20 protein-coding genes are annotated in these 19,945 nt (G+C 35.3%); 15 read left to right on the top strand and 5 right to left on the bottom strand.

The genetic code is table 11. From position 1 onward, the window contains the following. Positions 1-484 precede the first annotated feature (484 nt). The 11 genes from BAMA_RS13735 (at position 485) to BAMA_RS23530 (ending at position 12,092) form a co-directional block, all read left to right on the top strand. Positions 485-1,732, top strand: a complete 1,248-nt coding sequence (locus BAMA_RS13735) for an ABC transporter substrate-binding protein (RefSeq protein WP_034639939.1) — start codon at positions 485-487, stop codon at positions 1,730-1,732. A gap of 116 nt (positions 1,733-1,848) precedes the next feature. Then, positions 1,849-2,793 (top strand): carbohydrate ABC transporter permease, encoded by a 945-nt coding sequence (locus BAMA_RS13730; protein WP_034639938.1) that lies wholly within the window; start codon positions 1,849-1,851, stop codon positions 2,791-2,793. Further along, entirely contained in the window at positions 2,786-3,619 is an 834-nt protein-coding gene (locus BAMA_RS13725) for a carbohydrate ABC transporter permease (RefSeq protein WP_034640110.1), read from the top strand. Before BAMA_RS13730 ends, BAMA_RS13725 begins: the two co-directional genes overlap by 8 nt. 22 nt (positions 3,620-3,641) lie before the next feature. After that, on the top strand, positions 3,642-4,907 hold the full coding sequence (locus BAMA_RS13720) for a Gfo/Idh/MocA family protein (RefSeq protein ID WP_034639936.1): 1,266 nt from the start codon (positions 3,642-3,644) through the stop codon (positions 4,905-4,907). A 106-nt stretch (positions 4,908-5,013) separates the two neighbouring features. Next, positions 5,014-5,730: a GntR family transcriptional regulator gene (locus tag BAMA_RS13715; protein ID WP_034639935.1), complete on the top strand. Its 717-nt coding sequence runs from the start codon at positions 5,014-5,016 to the stop codon at positions 5,728-5,730. Positions 5,731-5,796: 66 nt separating this feature from the next. Continuing rightward, positions 5,797-6,984, top strand: coding sequence for an SIS domain-containing protein (locus tag BAMA_RS13710; protein ID WP_034639934.1), 1,188 nt, complete (start codon positions 5,797-5,799; stop codon positions 6,982-6,984). A gap of 7 nt (positions 6,985-6,991) precedes the next feature. Beyond that, positions 6,992-8,149 carry an N-acetylglucosamine-6-phosphate deacetylase gene (gene nagA / locus BAMA_RS13705; protein ID WP_034639933.1) on the top strand — a complete coding sequence of 386 codons (1,158 nt, stop codon included), beginning with the start codon at positions 6,992-6,994 and terminating at the stop codon, positions 8,147-8,149. A 4-nt stretch (positions 8,150-8,153) separates the two neighbouring features. Then, entirely contained in the window at positions 8,154-8,999 is an 846-nt protein-coding gene (gene fba / locus BAMA_RS13700) for a class II fructose-1,6-bisphosphate aldolase (protein ID WP_034639931.1), read from the top strand. Between the two features lie 12 nt (positions 9,000-9,011). Beyond that, entirely contained in the window at positions 9,012-9,941 is a 930-nt protein-coding gene (gene pfkB / locus BAMA_RS13695) for a 1-phosphofructokinase (RefSeq protein WP_034639930.1), read from the top strand. A 14-nt stretch (positions 9,942-9,955) separates the two neighbouring features. Further along, positions 9,956-10,909, top strand: coding sequence for an ROK family protein (locus BAMA_RS13690; RefSeq protein ID WP_034639929.1), 954 nt, complete (start codon positions 9,956-9,958; stop codon positions 10,907-10,909). Positions 10,910-11,144: 235 nt separating this feature from the next. Further along, positions 11,145-12,092, top strand: coding sequence for an N-acetylmuramoyl-L-alanine amidase (locus BAMA_RS23530; RefSeq protein ID WP_051758953.1), 948 nt, complete (start codon positions 11,145-11,147; stop codon positions 12,090-12,092). A 272-nt stretch (positions 12,093-12,364) separates the two neighbouring features. On the opposite strand, the gene BAMA_RS13680 is transcribed toward BAMA_RS23530, so the two are convergent. Further along, positions 12,365-12,682 carry a hypothetical protein gene (locus BAMA_RS13680; protein ID WP_034639928.1) on the bottom strand — a complete coding sequence of 106 codons (318 nt, stop codon included), beginning with the start codon at positions 12,680-12,682 and terminating at the stop codon, positions 12,365-12,367. Between the two features lie 380 nt (positions 12,683-13,062). Between BAMA_RS13680 and BAMA_RS13675 the strand changes: the two genes are divergently transcribed. Next, entirely contained in the window at positions 13,063-13,905 is an 843-nt protein-coding gene (locus BAMA_RS13675) for a hypothetical protein (RefSeq protein ID WP_051758952.1), read from the top strand. A gap of 223 nt (positions 13,906-14,128) precedes the next feature. On the opposite strand, the gene BAMA_RS13670 is transcribed toward BAMA_RS13675, so the two are convergent. From BAMA_RS13670 to BAMA_RS13660, 3 genes are all read right to left on the bottom strand, one after another. Then, positions 14,129-14,467, bottom strand: coding sequence for a hypothetical protein (locus BAMA_RS13670; RefSeq protein WP_034639927.1), 339 nt, complete (start codon positions 14,465-14,467; stop codon positions 14,129-14,131). A gap of 1,001 nt (positions 14,468-15,468) precedes the next feature. Beyond that, positions 15,469-16,548: a DUF3900 domain-containing protein gene (locus BAMA_RS13665; protein WP_034639926.1), complete on the bottom strand. Its 1,080-nt coding sequence runs from the start codon at positions 16,546-16,548 to the stop codon at positions 15,469-15,471. 113 nt (positions 16,549-16,661) lie between these two features. Beyond that, entirely contained in the window at positions 16,662-16,994 is a 333-nt protein-coding gene (locus BAMA_RS13660) for a hypothetical protein (RefSeq protein WP_034639925.1), read from the bottom strand. Between the two features lie 174 nt (positions 16,995-17,168). Here BAMA_RS13660 and BAMA_RS13655 point away from each other — a divergent pair, with 174 nt between their 5' ends. The 3 genes from BAMA_RS13655 to BAMA_RS13645 all read left to right on the top strand — a co-directional run bounded on the left by BAMA_RS13655 (position 17,169) and on the right by BAMA_RS13645 (position 19,079). Continuing rightward, positions 17,169-17,489, top strand: a complete 321-nt coding sequence (locus BAMA_RS13655; RefSeq protein ID WP_034639924.1) for a DUF4083 family protein — start codon at positions 17,169-17,171, stop codon at positions 17,487-17,489. A gap of 97 nt (positions 17,490-17,586) precedes the next feature. Next, positions 17,587-18,486: a VanW family protein gene (locus BAMA_RS13650; RefSeq protein WP_034640103.1), complete on the top strand. Its 900-nt coding sequence runs from the start codon at positions 17,587-17,589 to the stop codon at positions 18,484-18,486. A gap of 74 nt (positions 18,487-18,560) precedes the next feature. Continuing rightward, positions 18,561-19,079, top strand: coding sequence for a P-loop NTPase family protein (locus BAMA_RS13645; protein WP_034639923.1), 519 nt, complete (start codon positions 18,561-18,563; stop codon positions 19,077-19,079). A 167-nt stretch (positions 19,080-19,246) separates the two neighbouring features. On the opposite strand, the gene BAMA_RS13640 is transcribed toward BAMA_RS13645, so the two are convergent. Further along, the gene (locus BAMA_RS13640) at positions 19,247-19,765 is read right to left on the bottom strand and encodes a GNAT family N-acetyltransferase (RefSeq protein ID WP_034639922.1); all 519 of its coding nucleotides are present in this window, start codon (positions 19,763-19,765) and stop codon (positions 19,247-19,249) included. Positions 19,766-19,945: the final 180 nt, after the last annotated feature.

Raw genomic sequence — 19,945 nt, 5'->3', positions numbered from 1 at the left:
TTAGTTATAATTGTATAATTTAAAAATTCAATTGTACGGATTTTTTATGGTGCTGATACTGGTAATGACATCATTATATCTGTAATGAAAACTTTACGAGTAAATGAGCTTATGAAGAGGAATTCAACTTTATCCCGCATTAATGGGCTGTAAAACTCCCACCTCAAAAGTTGAGAAAAAGCGAAGAAGTTTAGGTGTGAGATTAACAGTCCGTAAAAGCCCGATGGGGCGGGCTGACACGCAGTGGGGAATGAAGAAAACCCCAACTGCGTGAAGTTTCACTTTATAATGAAAGCGGTTTATCACCCATTAACAGCTCATAACAGCCCGGTTGTAGGGCTAAGCTAACACGCAGTGGGGATGGAGAATACAAACTGATTGAAGTTTTACTTTCTGTTGGTTGTTTCATTCATGGTTAGTGATGAAAGTTTGGCTAATAATGAATGCTACTTCATAAAAAATCGTTTATAGAGGGGGAAATGCGATGAGGAAATGGTTTGGCTTACTATGCGTTATATTATTATTTGTGTTAGCGAGCTGCTCTAGTGATAAAGAGGCTACTACGAAGCCAAAAGATGAAAAAGTTGAGATTAGATATGCACTTTGGGATAAAAAGCAGCTACCTGCTGTAGAGCAAATTATTAAAGATTTTAATAAAAAGCACCCAAATATTAAAGTAAAAGTAGAATTAGCACCTTATGGTCAATATTTCCAAAAACTTGAAACAGCAGCAACAGGAAATGCATTACCAGATGTATTTTGGATGAATGGGCCAAATATTGTGAAGTACGCTTCTGGAAATGTGTTGATGCCTTTGGATGACAAAGTAAAACAAGATAAATACGATTTAAATAATTATCCGAAATCTTTAATCGATCTATATACAGTAAATGAAAAATTTTATGGAATTCCGAAAGATTTTGATACAACTGCACTTTGGTATAATAAAAAATTATTTGATGATGCTGGCATCGCTTATCCAGATGAAACGTGGGATTGGGAGAAATTAAAAGAAGTGGCGAAACAACTAACAAATAAAGAGCAAGGCGTTTGGGGATTTGCAGCGACGATGGGAAACCAAGGTGGATATTACGACCTTATTTATCAAAATAAAGGATACGTGCTTTCAAAAGATAAAAAAACAGTTGGTTTTAATAAGCCAGAAGCAATTGAAGCTTTAAATTATAATATTAGTTTTATTAAAGAAGGATTATCACCAACGTATGCGCAAATGACAGAGACGAAAGCTTCTGATTTATTTTTGTCAGGCAAAGTAGCGATGGTATTTGATGGTCCGTGGATGGTTCCTGAATATCGGAAAAACGCTGATTTAAATGTAGCTGTTATGCCACAAGGAAAAGAACGTGCTGTAACAATGCATGGATTAGCGAATGTTGTTGCTGCGAAAACAACGCATCCAGATGCAGCATGGACATTTGTAAAGTATCTTGGATCGAAAGAAGCAGCAAACGTATTTGCAGAAACTGGAACTGTTATTCCTGCTTTTAACGGTACACAAGGTGCATGGGTACAATCTGTTCCTGAATTAAACTTAAAAGCGTATATTGAAGGTGTTGATTATTCATATCCGTTACCAAGTGTAAAACATACGAGTGCACTATGGGAACAAGAAACAAAAGTTTTAAAGCGTGTATGGGGAGAAGAAATCACGGTTGAAGAAGCTACAAAAGAATTAACGGAAAAGGCAAACGAAGTATTATCTAAAAAATAAAGTGAAATGAAAATTAGTGAGAAGGCTCTATACGCCTCATTGATTAGTAAACTAAAAGAGTAAGGGGATAGTTGTTCCCCTTACCTTTCTTGAAACGAAAAGAGAGGGGGAAAGACATGAAAGATCCACAGCTTGAAGTAATAGGTAAAAAGCGTGTACCATTACAGTCAAAAATGAGAAATAAGAAGAAATCGGATTATATATGGGCATACATGATGATTGCTCCTACAATTATTGGTCTGTTTATTTTTTATATGTGGCCCATTGTACAAAATATGTATTTCAGTTTTACAGCTTGGGATGCATTTGGTACGTATGAATGGATTGGTCTAGACAATTATAAAAAAATGTTTACAGATAGCGACTTAGTAAAGGCATTTCAAAATACATTCATTTATATTGTGTTAACCGTTCCGATTACTGTGTTTTTATCCATTATACTAGCAGTATTATTAAATCAAAATATTAAAGGGAAATCGGTTTATCGAACACTATATTTTTTACCTGTCATTACAATGCCAGCTGCTATCGCGATGGTGTGGAAATGGATTTATAATACTGACTACGGATTATTGAATTACATATTGTCTTTCTTTAGTATAAAAGGTCCGAGTTGGCTTACGGATCCAAATTTAGCTTTATATTCTATCATTATTGTAGCGATTTGGAGTGGGATTGGTTATAACATGGTTATTTTTTTATCTGGCCTTCAAAATATCCCGAAAACGTACTATGAAGCGGCAATTATGGACGGAGCAAAACCACTTACAATTTTCTTTAAAATTACACTTCCACTTTTATCACCAGTAATCTTTTTTGTCACAATTATGTCGCTCATTGGGGCTTTCCAAGTATTCGATCTTATTTTTATGATGGTTGGAAGCACAAGTAATGTGATTGAAAATACACAATCTGTTGTGTACTTATTTTATCAAAATGCATTTGTTTTAAATGAAAAGGGTTATTCTGCGGCTATTGCAGTTGTACTGTTAGTCATTATATTGATTATTACCGCTATTCAAATGATTTTACAGAAGAAGTGGGTGCATTATGATGAATAAAAAAACGGTTATACGAAACAAAAATACAATTGTAATCCATGTAACTCTTATTATTGGTGCGTTATTAACGATTGGTCCATTTATTTGGATGGTATTAACGTCTTTAAAGACTTATGCTGAGTCTGTTCAAGTTCCGCCAGTTGTGATTCCATCAACATTTCTGTGGATGAATTATACAGAGGTGTTTGAGTTATTGCCGTTTTTTAAGTTTATGATGAATACAATTATTGTTACAATTATCAGAACAGTAGGTCAATTATTTCTTTGTTCATTAGCGGCATATGCTTTTGCGAGAATTCAATTCCCTGGAAGAAATATTTTATTTCTATTGATGCTTTCTGTTTTGATGGTGCCAGCGCAAGTGTTTTTGTTACCACAATATTTAATCATGGTAAAGCTAGAGTGGTTAAATACATTACAAGCAGTTATTGTGCCAGGTTTATTTAGTGCATTCGGGACATTTTTATTAAGACAGTTCTTTATGGGGATTCCAAAAGAGTTAGAAGAAGCTGCGAGATTAGATGGTTGTAACCATTTCCAAATTTATTGGCATGTAATGTTGCCGCTTGCGAAGCCAGGTTTAATTGCACTTGGTATATTTACAACACTTTGGTCTTGGAATGAATTAATGTGGCCAATGATTGTAAATAGTTCACCAGAAATGATGACATTATCAGTTGGATTATCTTCATTGCAAGGGCAATATGCAACAAATTATCCAGTACTGATGGCGGGGTCCTTTTTAGCGATTTTACCGATGCTAATATTATTTATCTTTTTACAGAAGCAGTTTATTGAAGGAATAACAATTACAGGTGGAAAATAAAGTGAAGAGGGAGAGATGATGTATGATTACAGCAGCACTGATTGGAGCAGGAAGCCGTGGAATGTACGCATATGCTCCATATGCGTTACAAAATCCAGAAGAAATGAAGTTTATCGCTGTAGCAGAAGTAGATGATGGAAAGAGAAAGAAATTTTCACAAATGCATAGTATTCCAGAACACATGCAATTTGAAACGTGGGAGTTGCTTTTAGAGAAAGAAAAATTTTGTGATGTATTGTTGATTTGTTCACCAGACCGTTTTCATTATAAGTCAGTGATGCAAGCCATTGAAAAAGGATATAAGATTTTGTTAGAAAAGCCAATGTCTCCAAGTCCAGTAGAGACACTAGAGATTGCAGAGGCTGCGGCAAAGCATAATACGTTATTAACAGTATGTCATGTACTAAGATATGCCCCATTTTATCGAAAGTTAAAAGAGATTGTTGATGAAAAGAAGATTGGTAATATTGTTTCGATTCAGTGGAATGAGAATGTGGGACATTGGCATCAAGCACATAGTTTTGTAAGAGGGAACTGGCGTAACTATGCGGAATCTAGCTCGATGATTTTACAAAAGTGTTGTCATGATATGGATGTGTTGCAGTGGATTGTGAATGCGGAGTGCACGAAAATTTCATCGTTTGGGAGTTTAACACATTTTAAAGCAGAATATGCTCCAAAAGGATCAACGCTGCGCTGCATAGACGGTTGTGAGGTGGAAAGTAGTTGTGAATATTCGGCGTTAAAATGGTATTTACATGAAAGAGATGAATGGCCAGCAAACGTTGTTTCAATTGATACAGATATAGAAAAAAGAAGGGAAGCTTTAAAAACAGGCCCTTATGGACGTTGTGTTTATCACTGTGACAATGATGTGGTTGATCATCAAGTTGTAAATCTATTATTTGATAATGACGTAACAGTTGCGTTCACGATGTCTGCTTTTACAAAAGAATGTTGTCGTACATTTAAAATTATGGGGACAAAAGGAGAAATTCGTGGTCATGACGTTTTAAATGAATTAGAGATTAAATATTTTTCAGGAGAGGTAGAAAAGATTTATCCAGAAACGATTGCAGGTGGTCATATGGGTGCAGACAATGCCATTATGATTGATTTTATTGAGAAAGTGAATAATAATACAACGGAGACTTTAACGTCTGCAATCGTTTCGGCAAATAGTCATCTCATTGCATTTGCAGCTGAAAAATCAAGAGTAACAGGTGAAACGATTGTGCTAAAGGATTATGTAACAGAGCTGCAAAGAGAAATGGAACAGGCACAGTAAGAGGTTTTGTGTGATAGAGTGGAAAAGTAATAGCAATTCCGATTTGTATTCGATATAATAGCCATAAAATAATTGTCATAACATTATGAATAAAAGGGAGTATACCATGATTGGAAAAGATAATCGTACACCACTTTATTATCAGCTAATGGATCTTATTGTAGAAAAAATTGAAAATGGTAGTTTACAAGAACATGATAAACTTCCTTCAGAGCGTGAGTTATGTGAAATATATGATGTCAGTAGAACGACAGTAAGACAAACGATGCAAGAGCTAGAGAAGGAAGGATATATTTATAAAAAACATGGGAAAGGAAGTTTTGTTTCCCCTCGTATATATAATCAAAGTCTTGTTAAATTTTATAGTTTTACAGAAGAGATGAAGAAATATGGGAAAGTTCCATCTTCAAAAGTTATATCTTTTTCCGTTATGAATTGCGGAAAGAAAATATCGAAAATTTTGAATGTCGATATTGAAGAAGTATACCAGATTACGAGATTACGCTTAGCAGATGGAGAGCCGATGTTATTTGAAACATCTTATATACCTGTTCGTCTTTTTCCACATTTAACGAAAGGGGAGTTAGAACAAACTCCGATGTATGAGATTTTTCGTACGAAATATAAAGTGCAAATTACAAAAGCAGTTGAGAACTTTCGTGCCGTAGTTACAAATGATGAAAATGCACGTTGGTTACAAATTCAAGCTGGTGAGCCATCTTTATTGCTAGAACGAATTACGTATGCAAAAGAAGGCGTGATTGAATATACAAAAACAATTGCAAGAGGAGATAAGTTTACGTATACAGTTGAGCTACAATAAGTGCAGTAGTACTTATTGTAGCTCAACTGGTAATGATGACATGATGAGAATGGAGGAGGGCTTACAATGTTATTACATGCAAATGAACAAATGAGAGATACATATGGTGCAAACTTTACAGCGAAAGAAATTGCTCAGCAGCCAGAACTTTGGAGAAATGTGTATGAGATTATTGAGCATCATTACAATGAAATTGATCAGTTTTTTACAAATATATTTCGTAAACATGAGCAAGTAAGAGTGATATTTACTGGGGCAGGCACATCTGCATTTGTTGGAGATACCATTGCACCTTATATAAAGAAAATGACAGGTGGAAAGAAGCTACATATTGAAAGTGTTCCGACGACCAATATTGTATCAAACCCTTATTATTATTTGCAAAAAGATGTTCCTACCATTATGGTGTCATTTGCTCGTTCAGGAAATAGTCCAGAAAGCACAGCAGCTACAGCGTTAGGAGAGCAAATTGTAACAGACATATACCATATGATTTTAACTTGTAATAAGGAAGGAGAGTTAGCGAAGAAATTTCAGCAAAAAAATAATGCATTGCTCCTTTATATGCCTCCTGAAGCAAATGATCAAGGATTTGCAATGACAGGAAGTTTTACGTCAATGATGTTAACTGCACTTTTGTTATGTACTTATAAAGATGTCCATGGGTTAAAAACAACTATTATGAATATGGTTCGTACCGGAAAAGAAATAATTGAAAAACAAGAATCTGCAATTCAAAAAATTGCAGAGAAACATTTTCATAAGATTGTATTTTTAGGGTCAGGTGTCTTTGAGGGACTTGCGAGGGAATCGGCACTTAAGTTTCTAGAATTAACAGCAGGACAGATTCCGGTTATGTTTGATACACCGCTTGGCTTTAGGCATGGACCAAAGTCAATTTTAAAGAAAGGTACGGTGGTTGTTTTATTTTTATCGACAAATGCGTACACGAGAAAATATGATATAGATTTGCTAAAAGAAGTCTTTGCTGAAAAGGAAAGAAACGATATTATCGTCGTTGCACATCAAGAGAATGAAGACGCGAGAAAATATTGTGATACGTTTTTATGTCATGATGGTGAAGATGTAACGGATGATGTATATGTTACATTTTTCTATATATTATATGGACAAATTTTAGCGCTTCATAAGTCTATTACACTAGGAATTACACCAGACAATCCTTGTCCAAGTGGGAGTGTCAATCGTGTTGTACAAGGTGTAACAATTCATTCTTATGTAGAAGGCGAATAGGTGCTGTATGAATTATTATGTAAAAGCAGCAACATATATATTAGAAGATGGAATACGACAGAGTGGGTATTTGCATATTGTTAATGGTTACTTTTTAAAGCATGTGGAGAAGATAGAGCACAGCAATCATGTTATTGATTTTGGAGATAGCGTTATCGTTCCGGGGCTTGTTGATACCCATATTCATGGTATGGCTGGATACGATGTAATGGATGGAACATATGAATCGTTAAATACTATATCGGTTGCATTATTACAATGCGGGGTGACAAGTTTTTTACCAACAACATTAACAGACTCTTTAGAGAGTACAACAAGGGCCTTACAAAACATAGCGAACGCGAAAAAAAGAGGTATAGATGGTGCTTTTATTATTGGTGCGTTTCTTGAGGGGCCTTGTTTTACAGAAGCGCATAAAGGGGCACAGAATCCGAAATATTTTATAAATCCAACTGCTGAATTACTAGAGGAATGGATGGTAGCTTCAGAAGGAACAATTAAGAAGATTGCATTAGCACCGGAGCGAGAAGGAACAGTAGATTTTATTAGAAGAGCTATGCAATATAACATTCGTATTGCGATTGGGCATACCGATGCAAACTATGATGTATGTGAAGAAGCAATAGGAGCAGGTGCAAGTATTTTTGTACACACTTTTAACGGAATGAGAGGGCTTCACCATAGAGAACCAGGTGTGGTTGGAGCAGCACTTTTTCATGATAGTGTGTACGGTGAGTTAATTGTAGATGGGCATCATGTACATCCAAGTATTATTTCTATTTTTTATAAATGTAAAGGAAAGGAGAAAACTTGTTTAGTAAGTGACTGTATGCGTGCAGGGTTATTAGGAGATGGTACATATCAATTAGGGGGATTTGCTGTTTCGGTGCAAGATGGAAGGGCAACAACAAGTGAAGGGTCTTTAGCAGGAAGTACACTTTCGTTACTTGATGGTGTGAAAAACATGATGAAATGGACAAATGCTTCTTTACTAGAGAGTTTTCATATGGCTTCACTTGTTCCGGCAAAAAGTATTGGGGTTGACCGGGAGATTGGGAGTATTGCACAAGGGAAGCGTGCAGATTTCCTAGTATTAACGAAAGAGTTACAGTTACTACAAACGTTTGTTGGTGGTGAAATGAAATATAAAAGAGAAAGGGATTGAGAAAATGCTTGTTTCCACACAGTTTATGCTACAAAATGCGAAAGAAAATGGCTATGCAGTTCCCGCTTTTAATATTCATAATTTAGAAACGCTAAAAGCTGTCATAGAGACAGCGGTAGAACTGTGCTCACCAGTTATTATTGCAGTAACACCAGGAACGATAAAATATATGGGGAAAGAATTTCTTATACACATGATTCAAGCTGCGCGGGAACGGTATGATATTCCAATTAGCCTACACTTAGATCATCATGAAAATATAAAGGATATAAAGGAGTGTATTGATTTAGGAGTTCGATCTGTTATGATTGATGCTTCACATCGTCCGTTTGAAGAGAATATTCAGATTGTTCGGGAAGTTGTTTCGTATGCACATCAATATGGAGCAACGGTAGAAGCAGAGCTTGGTCAGCTATCAGGGATAGAAGATGAGCTTGTTATAGAAAAGTCTATTTATACAGATCCAAATGAAGCAATGCAGTTTGTAGAGCGAACGAATATTGATTCGCTAGCTGTTGCGATTGGAACGGCGCATGGGTTATATAAGGGAGAACCAAAACTAGATTTACAACGCTTAGCTGACATTCAGAAAAAAGTCCATATCCCTCTTGTGCTACATGGTGCATCAGGTTTGAAAGATTCTTTAGTACAAGAAACAATAAGATTAGGGATTTGTAAGGTAAACATTGCAACAGAATTAAAACTAGCATTTGCAGCAAAATTACGAAACTATTTATATAACCATCCAGAAGAAAATGATCCTCGCAATTATTTTAAAGACGCCATTGTCGCAATGAAAATCGTTGTTGCTGACAAAATAAAAATGTGTAAAAGTGTGAATCGTGTATAAAGGAGTAGAGCGATGATTGCGACGATTACACTTAACCCTTCTATTGATATGCGCTATGAATTAGACGAATTGAGACCTCATGAAATTCATCGAACAAATTATTATGAAAAAACAGCTGGCGGAAAAGGAGTGAATGTGTCACGTATACTGCGTTTGCTTGGAGAGGAAGTAATCGGAACCGGATTACTTGGCGGACAAAACGGTGAATTTATTCGAGAAGAGATTCAAAAGTTACGTATTACGGATGAATTTATATCAATCGAAGAAGAAACTCGCCATTGTTTAGCATTCGTTACGAAATCTTCTTCTGTGGCAACAGAAATATTAGAAGCAGGACCCGTGATTACAGAACAGGAAGTTGCCACATTTATAAGAAAATATGAAACCATTTTACAACAAGCACAGTTTATTGTTGCGTCTGGTAGTTTACCACGTGGAGTCCCAAATTCTTTTTATAAGAGTTTAGTAGAAAAAGCAACTGCACATGGAAAGAAGTTTATATTAGATACAAGTCATCGAGCGCTTTCATATGGTATACAAGGAAAACCATTTTTAATTAAACCAAATAGACAAGAACTTGCAAATCTATTACAAAAAGAAAATATAACATATGAAGAAATACTTCAAGCAGCAAAGGGCATTTGTCGAGCAGGCATACGGTACGTTCTTGTCTCTCTTGGAAGAGAGGGCGCTATATTGGTGACAGAACATGATGCATTTCGAGCAATTTTACCTAAAGTTCATTCTGTAAATGCTGTCGGTTCAGGAGACGCGATGGTTGCAGGAATAACGTATGCTTTTGCAAATGGTTACGAGGTAGAAGATGCTCTACGTTTAGCATCTGCTTGCGGAATGGCAAATGCAATGGAAAGACAAACAGGGTACATAGAGAGAGAGAATGTTGAGAGGTTATATAAGAAAATCACAATTATTCGGGAATAAGGAGGAGGTTATAGGTGGAAGCTTTTGCTTGTTTTGATATTGGAGGGACATTTATTAAGTATACGGTAATGAATGAGGAAGGCGAGTTATACGAAAAAGGAAAAATTCCTACACCAGCGCAGCATGCGAATGAGAAAATTCCATACCTTATTTGTGAAACAATTCGTGATTTCGGAAAAAGGTACCTTTTTCAATTTATTGGGGTATCATCTTGTGGAATCATCGATAAAGAACGAGGTAAAATTGTTTTCTCTGCCAATATTCCATCATATAGCGGTACGAAAATTGTAGATTATATTTATGAAAATACTGGTTATAAAGCTATAATAGAAAATGATGTTCGTTCTGCATGTATCGGTGAAATGTGGAAAGGAGCAGGACAGGGTACAAAAAACATCGTTCTTCTTACGCTTGGAACAGGTATAGGAAGTGGCATTGTTATAAATGGGCATATGTTAGCAGGAGAACATGGATTAGCAGGAGAACTTGGACATATGACCATCGTTCATAATGGAAAGGAATGTAGCTGCGGGAATAGAGGGTGCCTAGAGCAATACGCTTCGACATTGGCTTTTACAAAAAGATATATAGAATTAGCTCATAGAGAAGGTAGAAGTGTACCCCATATAACAGGTGAAGACATTATGGAAAGAGTGCGTGCTGGGGAAAAACTTGCAAAAGGTGTATACAAGGAATTCATTCAATATATAATTACAGGTTTAGTTAACATTACACATATGCTCAATCCAGAAATGATTATTATTGGCGGGGGCATTGCTGAACAAGGAGAACAATTTTTGATAGAAATACAAAAAGGGTTTCAACAACAAGTAATGAGTATATATCAAAATAGGACAAAGATAATGTTGGCGGAATTAGGGAATGATGCCGGGGTATATGGAGCTGGTTATATAGCTATGAAGCAGTGGAAGCGAGAGAATAGTGGTCAAAAGCATGATTCTTTTTAAATTAATTTTGTAGAGAACATAAAGATGAAAAGTCAGTGAAAATTAACTTTCACTGACTTTTCATCTTTATGGAACTTGTGAAGTTAATCGGTCAATAACTATCATTAAATATAGTGAAAATACATGGGGTTACGGTGAAAAGTAGTAATTGAAAAAAGTAGATTTACAGTAATAAAATCCCTATTAGCAAAGAGACAAGCTTTGAATATGATGATAGAAAAGGAGATGTTTATTCATGGTGAAAGTATGGATTGATGCAGGGCATGGTGGTTATGATAGTGGTGGTGTAGGGAATGGGTTACGTGAAAAGGATATTGTACTATCTATTGCAAAAGAAATGAAAAGAGTGCTAGAAAGTGATTACGGGATAACAGTTGGTATGACTCGCGAATCTGATGTTTTTGTATCATTATCACAGCGTGCAGTAAATGCAAATAATTGGGGTGCTGATGTGTTTGTTTCCATTCATATCAATTCTGGTGGAGGTAATGGTTTTGAAACATATAGAATGCAGGGGGTAAATGATTCGAAAACAACTGGACTTCAAAATGCTGTACATGATGCGGTTATAACATTCATGGGTTCTAGTGTGCGTGATCGTGGTGAAAAACAAGCGAACTTTGCAGTATTACGTGAAACAAATATGCCTGCTATCTTAACTGAAAACTTATTTATCGATAACGTAGAGATTACGAAATTTAATGATACATCATTCTTAAATGGTGTATCACGTGCGCATGCTGACGGAATAGCTCAATATTTTGGATTAAAGCGTAATGAAACTTGGACAAATGAAAATAACCCTTATGACGGTAGTTACGGTACTATTGAAGCGGTTGGTGGTGGTGTAAATACGTATACTTCTCCTTATGCAGACGGCCAGTACATTAAAACTATTTATCCTGGTACTACGTATCATGCCTATGTCGAAAAAGACGGATATTACGGTATTGGTGGGAATGAATGGGTTTCTAAACAATACGTCAAATTCAATCAATATATAGCGGTAGTTACACCTGTAGGTAACGTCAATGTGTACGGTAGTCCAAGTTGGAACGGTGAATATAAGGGAGAGGTACAAGCTGGTGTAGGCTACACAGTATACGCCGAAAAAGATGGCTGGTATCTGTTATCTGGTAGTGTGTGGATTGATGGTCAGTATGTGATGATTAAGAAAGAATAAAAGCCGCCCGTAATAGGGTGGTTATTCTTTGTTAAAATTTTTTTAATATATCAATATTTATTCATATATATACCGCTAATTTACTAGATTATTCTCTAGGGGAATGAGGTTAAAATATATATTATGGAGGCTAATGCATTACTTTAGGAAGGAAATTATTTTGTCTCTAATAGAGAAATAAAATTCCTCTCTCACTAAAACTTAAAATTAATGAGAGAGGAATTATCTTGCTAAAGGAGTTTTCGTTTTGGAAATTCAGAAATTAATAGTAATTATTTTTGCAAGTTAAGGTATCCATGATAATAAACTAACCAATAACCATCTCCATCGAGCTGTTTGCTTTGTACCTTTAGAGTACCTGCATATCTTTTACCATAAAACCATTGTTCATGCCAAATTTCTCTAGGTGGTTGTCCATAAAAACGGGAGTCATAAGTTTTAAAGACTCCTTCAACGTATTGTTGTTGAGGGATAGAAACTTGATACGTATTTCCTAAGTTATTTTTAGGTGTTGCTGCTGATGCACCTGTTGGAGCAAATCCCATTAATAAAAGAGCTGATGCTGAAGCAGCCAATGCAATTTTTTTCATATTAATTCCTCCCTTTATTTGAATAATCACTTAGTGATATAAGTATATTTTACCATTAATGTATTTTTATGGTATTGATAAAGATTATTTGTAATGTTTTGCAATATCTTGAGATAAACATGTAAGTTTTTTATATAGATGTTATAATTTTACAGAAATATAAACTGTAACGTACACATGGGAAATATGTTAATAAACTGGAGAAAGAAAAGTGAATTAGGTTTTCGATCAGCTAGCCGTTTTCCTAACCTGACTTCGTTATGATGAAAACCGTAAGACCTTAAAGTCAAGAGCGAAAAAATCAAGTGATTGGAAAATAAATAGTTTTATAATGCAATATATATGGATGGAATTCAATAAAGGAACAGGTGAACCAATAGATGAAGAAAAGAAAGATAGTAATTTTTATTCTCATATGTGGTGTACTATTGTGGTTATTTAATAGCCTTTCTAAAAAAATAAAATTGAAGCGATCAGTTGATAATTATTTAGCAGAGATTTATGGAATAAAAGAGGGAGATTTTAAAACCCTTTCTACTGAGCACATATGGGGAGTAGGAGTTTATGATATCAGTGTTGAAATAAAAAGACCGTATCATGTTATAGCTCAATTTGAAGTCGATAATGATACATATGAGATAATTGAGGATACTTTTGATAGTGATGGAGATGGTGAGGATGATGATAAGCTAATCCTTTTAGATATGTTCAGGTTAGCTTATATCCAACAGAATGGAGCTGTCCTAAAGCAAGCTGATGAAGTTATTAAAAAATATAACTTATTAAGTCAAAGTTCCCATGATCCTGATAAAAAACTATACTATTATGTAACAATTAGGATGGATAACGAGCAAGAAAAAAAGATACTCGCTGAGTTTAAACAAAAACTAAATACAAATGAAATCATTAAAGATTTAAAGCTGAATGAGGAGGAATCAGGTCCTTTTGCTCGAGGATTTATAAATTTCAATTATCGTTATGATGTTAAAAAGAATGCTGAAAAAGCGCCTGATATCCAAAGTATTATGAACGATTTTGAAAACGGTAAAGTTTTAACAGAAGGTACATACGGCATAGAGCTTATACCTAGTGATAGTGGGGAAGATAATTATAGTTATGCTATATTTCATGTTGATGCATGGGGAAAATTCAGCTTAATATCAAAGGAAGAAAACATAAATGCTTTCCATTACGAACAACATATTGCTAGGGGCTGGTCGTAATATGACAGTTCTTTTTTCGTTTATGCTAAGTGGAAATAACGAGGGAAGACGTTAATAATTAAAAAGTGGTACGTGAAAAACCTTCATTGAATTTGTATGTTTAGCATTTGAATTCAATGAAGGTTTTTATTATTCAATATCGGTTAACATTTAACAAAAAAATTATTACTAAAAACCTTGAAAAGCTAAAAGCCAATCAAGGTCAAATTTTAAGTAGTGCTTATTATTTATGATTTTCCACACTCCATACTTTCCTTCCATACACTAAGAATATTGCACTTGGCGGATCATCATAGAGAGAAATTTCAACCAACGAACTTCTCTCTTGTTTTAACCAATCATATACACTACCTTCGTTGGTAGTAGGATGAGATAAAATATTATTTACTTGAAATGCAGCTGCATCATACTCTGTATAATTTATGTCATCTTCATCTAATCCGTTGTCTGTTTCAAAAACTGTATCCAGTTCGCCAATAATTCTCAATCCACTTGCCCACTCTAGTATCATGTCACTGTCTTCATAATTTATTAATGTTCTAATTAAAGAATCATAACCCATGTGCGCCCTCTTTTCGTATGATTTTTATAGTCTTGATAGTACTTATATGAGCACCGTCTTTTCCATTAGAAACTTGAAGAAGCAAGGTATGGCTGAAAATAAAGATACTTGTTCCTCTTACGCTAACCAGTTATTTTTCGTAATCCTTCAGCGTAGGGGGAAAGTCCGTCAACCAGCCGTTTTCCTAACATTGCTTCGTTATGATGAAAACCCTAAGACCTTAAAGTCACAAATAACCAAAAGATAGTACCGTTAACTAAGCGAGTGAGGGAACATGGTAGACATTGAGAATACGGCGGATATAACGATGAATGACCAAGTGGTAGAGGACTTAAGTCATGGAACGACGACTTGCCATGAAGTTATGATACAATAACTGTAACATTGAATAGATTAGCAACATTGGTGAAAGAGGAAGGGGAAGCATGATTGATTTCGTTGTGGGCGTCGTACGATATATTGTAATAGATTTAATATTCGAGCTTATAATAGAGGGTTTAGTAGAGTCTATAAGGAAACTACGTGATAAGATTCGTGATAGACGGCGTTAGTACTCAGTTAGATATGTGTGCGATTAGCGTAGTGGTAAAGGAGTAAGGATAACGCAAGTTTTAAGTGGAAATGACTAGATGATTTACTAATGAGTTGACGATAGAAAGTTGTTAATGACGGTAAGGAGATGGAAGGTAGCGTGGAATAACGAGAGTGTAATCGGAGAAAGTGAATGCTGAAGATAGTAAAGGTATTTAAAAGAAACAGAAAGTATTTTGGTCGGTTAGCGATGTAATAAGCAATAAATCAGCGTATTTTACGGATTTTAGTATCCGTATATTTTTAGTGACTCAGTGGTGGACGTATAAATACGATAAAAATAAATGAGCACTCGTTATGAGCGCTCATTAAATATGTTTATATGGATTAATAAACGTTAATCCATAATTCTTAAGTAATAAATCCGTTCAAAGTGGTTCGCAAATTATGTCACTTACACATAGTAAAACCTAATAACCATGCGGATTAGAAGCCTTCTTCTCAATCCGTTCAATCACATCCTGCAGTTCATCCGGCTTCAAAAACTCAATCGGAGAGAACCCTTTTTCAAACGTAAGCGTATCAGCTTCAATCATGAGCACATATCTGTCGTTCACTTTCGCAATGTGAATTTGATCCCCAAAGTCCGCTAGTAATGCTTTTACAGAAATGTGATCTGCTTTTACTTTTAATTCAACTTCAGGCGCAGTTTCTGCGATTTGTGCCGTAGCTTCTATTACTTCTTCTGTTGTGAAATGTTCCATAATTTCACGCTTTGGACTCGCTGCCCATACTTCCATTGCTTGGTCAAATTGTTCTCGTTCTTCCGTGCCTTCTTCAAAGACGTCATCAATTTGATCGTATACCATATCCATTACTTGTGTTTTCATAATTTCAGGCATAGAGCGTTCGTATTCAACAAATTTTAGGAAGTCTTCGAAGTAACGGGCGTGTGATGCTTGGTGGATTTTTAGTTCTCCAGGCTCCACAATGCCTTCTTCAGGCATGTATGGATATTGCAACGATTTCATGTTTTTTGTTGTAATTGCCATTTCTACGTTTTTAATAAGGGTTGCTTCATCGGAAATAGAAGCAACTTTCGGCTCAAAGTCACACTTCATAACAAAGACAAACGGATCATCAAAGTATTTGCGAAGTTTTGCTTGTGCAACTAAAAAGACACCGCCTCGTACAGCACTTGTGTCTATGTATGTATAAACAAGTGGTTCATTTGCATCTTTAAAGCCGTCTTTCGTATCGGCAAAGCGAATCCGGTTAAATAAATTGTAGTTCGGATTCGAATCAAGTTCATGTCCAACTTCTACAATAAAACGCCCGATTTTTGTTGGAACTTGTTCACTTTTTGGATGACGCTCTACTTTTCTCTTCGATATTTTTAACAGCTCGCCATCTAGAAAGTCTTTTAGTGGGCTGTCCTCATATTCTTCAGCATCTAACGTTTGGAAATGTTTATAACGTTTATCTGCTTGTTCTCCTTTTCCTTCTACTTGTACAACGTAAAAGGAAAGGTAGTTAATTTCAAAATCCATCTTATCACCCTGTTTCAGTTCATTCGCTCTTATCAGTATAGAGAGAGAAAAAACTTTCGTCAATTTTAGAAAGGAAGAGGTGACTCTTCCTTTCATAGTTTTTGTTGTACATGTTAAAATCCATCTTCAAGCGCTGTAAATGGTAGACTTAATTTGTTTTCTACGGCACGCAAACGTTGGTTTAATCGATTGAGTCTACGTGAATGACGTTCAGCTATTTGCTGGAGCTGATTGACTTCACGATTTAATTGGTTAACCCGTCGTTCTAATTCATTAACTCGTCGCTCTAGTTCACGCCCTGGGAAACCAGGAATTCCGAATTGTCTATTTGGGTCATAATGTTCAGGTTGATTATATTGCTGATGATCTATTTGCAGTGGGTAGTAGGGTTGTGGCTCATATTGTAACTGAGAATCATAATAGTTATATAGATTGTATGGATACATAAAAAGCCTCCGTTCTATAGATAAGATTGATACATTCACCATACTTTATGTGTAAATGCGGATGGGTGACCCGGCGAATACCTATTTTTTATAAAATGGGATACTTATGTTTTTATTTTTTTATGTAAGTGCCCTATAATTGTGATAATATGGAATTATAAGGAAGGTGATTGGGTGTCTGTAGGGATAGGTAGCATGTTATATGCTACATTCGTATTTTGTTTCTTTGCTTTATTTGTTTTTTCTTTATTTTCGTTTATAAGGTCTATTTTAAGAAACAATAATCAAAAAGCTTCGTCTTTACATGAAATGGAACGTTTACAAAAGGAACAAAATGAATTGCTAAAAGAGTTGATACATAGTATAAAAGAAAAAATAAGTAATTTTATAGTAAATTTTGTTTGTTTTTGGATTGTTCCCCAGGGCGAGTGTGTATATAATATAAAAGGGGAACAAACGATTGGTTTTATAAGAAAAATTTTAAAATGTATATAGACTTTTTGAAGGAAACGAAGTAAATTAAATAAGTTAATAATACATAATATATAATAAAAGAGTGTTGGTAAAAGGGGAGAGTACATTGTCATATAAAATGCGCAAATTATTAGTTGGTGCACTATGTGTAAGTATTGTCAGTGGTTGCAGTGCGAAAGCAAGTGAAGTTGTACTTGTAAGTGGGATTGGTGATCAACCGGCTGTAGCAAAAGCGGAGGTAAATAAAAGCATCAGTTTAATTGATCCGCGAGACGGAAAAGAAGTTAAAACGATAGATTTAGAGGGATTAGGCTACTTTGAAAGTGAAGAAAAGTTTCAAAAAGAAATTACGAAAGTTGTAAAAGAGCTAGGGAAGAAAGTTGATACACAAATGGTCGCAGCTCGAGTTGGTGGCGATGGATCTTGGCAACCAGGAAAATCCGGTTATGAACTAATGGAAAAAGACGTAGTGGATCAAATCATGAACGTTGGAATGTGGGAATCTTCTTATCAGTTACCAATTAAGGAGCAAAAGCCAGTTGCATTGCAGAGTGATGCAAGTGGTACAGGAACTGTACTTGGTAGATATGAAACAAATATGGGTGCTACAACTGGTGGAAGAATTGAGAATATTCGTCTATCCGCTCAAAGTTCTAGTGGTATTATACTAGGAAAAGGTGATAGATATTCCTTTAATGCCATTATTGGAAATACAACTCCAGATAAAGGGTATCAGTTAGGAAAAGAGATTGTAAACGGAAAACTAGTAGATGGATATGGCGGAGGAGTGTGTCAAACATCTTCTACATTATATAATGCGGCGGATCAAGCTGGATTAAAAATGGTACAGCGAACAACGCACTCAAAAGAAGTTGGATATGTACCAAAAGGACGAGATGCAACAATCGCTTATCCGCACCTTGATTTAATATTTGAAAATCCGTATGATCACCCTGTAAAGCTTGTGATGTATACAGAGGGTCAAAAATTAATCGCTGAAGTTCGTTCGTTAGGATAAACAACATGGTAAACAGCTATCTTTTTTATGAAAAGGATAGCTGTTTTTTCGTGAAAGAAAATAGGGGTGATGGGATGAAACGTATTATGATTGTTGGTGTTTCTTCAGGAGTAGGAAAATCAACTTTTGCACGTAAGTTAGGAAAGCTATTACAAAAACCAGTTTATCATCTCGATGCACTATTTTGGAAACCAAACTGGATACAAGCATCATTAGAAGAGTTTACAGAAGCGCAGCAGCGAATTGTAACAGAAGGAGAATGGATTATTGAAGGGAACTATAATAATACGTTTGATATTCGTACAACGTATGCTGATACAATTATATATTTGCAGTTTCCATTACATGTATGCCTGTACCGTGTTTTCGAACGGTTTGTTATGAATATAGGAAGAACTAGAAGTGATTTAGGAGGAGGGTGTAAAGAGAAGTTAGATTGGCTTTTTTTAAAATTCATTTGGACAAAATATTATCCTAGAAAAGAAAATATGCCTCGGAAGCTTGCAGAATTTCATGCGAACAATCAAGATAAAACAGTTATTCTTTTAAAAAATAAACAAGAAATTGCTTCGTACTTAGAGAATATAAAGTGAAACTTCATTCAGTAGGGGACTTTATTCCCCTACTGAATGTTGGCCCGACCAATTGGGCTTTTACCAGCTGTTTATCTCTCCCTGAGAATCTAAGGTTTGAAGCGAGAGATAAACAGCACGTTATGGCTTACATATGATGGATTTTTATAACTCGTTATATATCCTTCTTACAAAGTAATCCAGTACCTTCTTACAACATTTCCGTCTTCCTCAATAAAATCATCATCACGTCGTCCGCCGTTATGCAAAATAGTTTTCTCAGACGCGACATTGCTTTCATCACAAACAACTAGTGCACTTGTAATACCAAGTTCTTTCGCTTTCTCTAAAGATAGAGCTAATAGTTTTGTAGCATAGCCTTTTTGTCTTTCTGAAGGACGAATACCATATCCGATATGGCCACCTGCATTTAATAAATGCTCAGTTAGCTTATGTCTTATATTTACAGCACCAATAACGTTGTTTTCTTCTGTAACAAGCCAATATGTAGAATCAGGAACCCACGTTTTGGGGATGTTTTTACCTTGTTCCGCATCTAATAGAGATTGCACCATTTCAGGAAAATGATTCGGATTTTTGCTGATAACCCACGGAACCATCAACTCACCGCTTTCTTTCCATTCATTGTAAAATTGTAAGTATTCATTTTGTAGAGCAACTGTTGGTTTGACTAGGCGTAAAGTCATAAGTTTGTCCCCTTTCATAATTGATTTTCTTAATATTAACACAATGAATTATATTCATTGTAAAATTATTTATTAATTTAGAAAAAACTTGAAATAACCATTGAATTATTTGATTATTCGAACTATTATAGAGTGAAATGATTAATATAATGAAATATTTGTAGAAGAGGAGTGTCCAAA

The organism is Bacillus manliponensis (assembly GCF_000712595.1).
GTDB lineage: Bacteria > Bacillota > Bacilli > Bacillales > Bacillaceae_G > Bacillus_A > Bacillus_A manliponensis.
The sequence above is the reverse complement of the archived record's forward strand: the minus strand, read 5'-3'. Positions and strand labels throughout refer to the sequence as shown.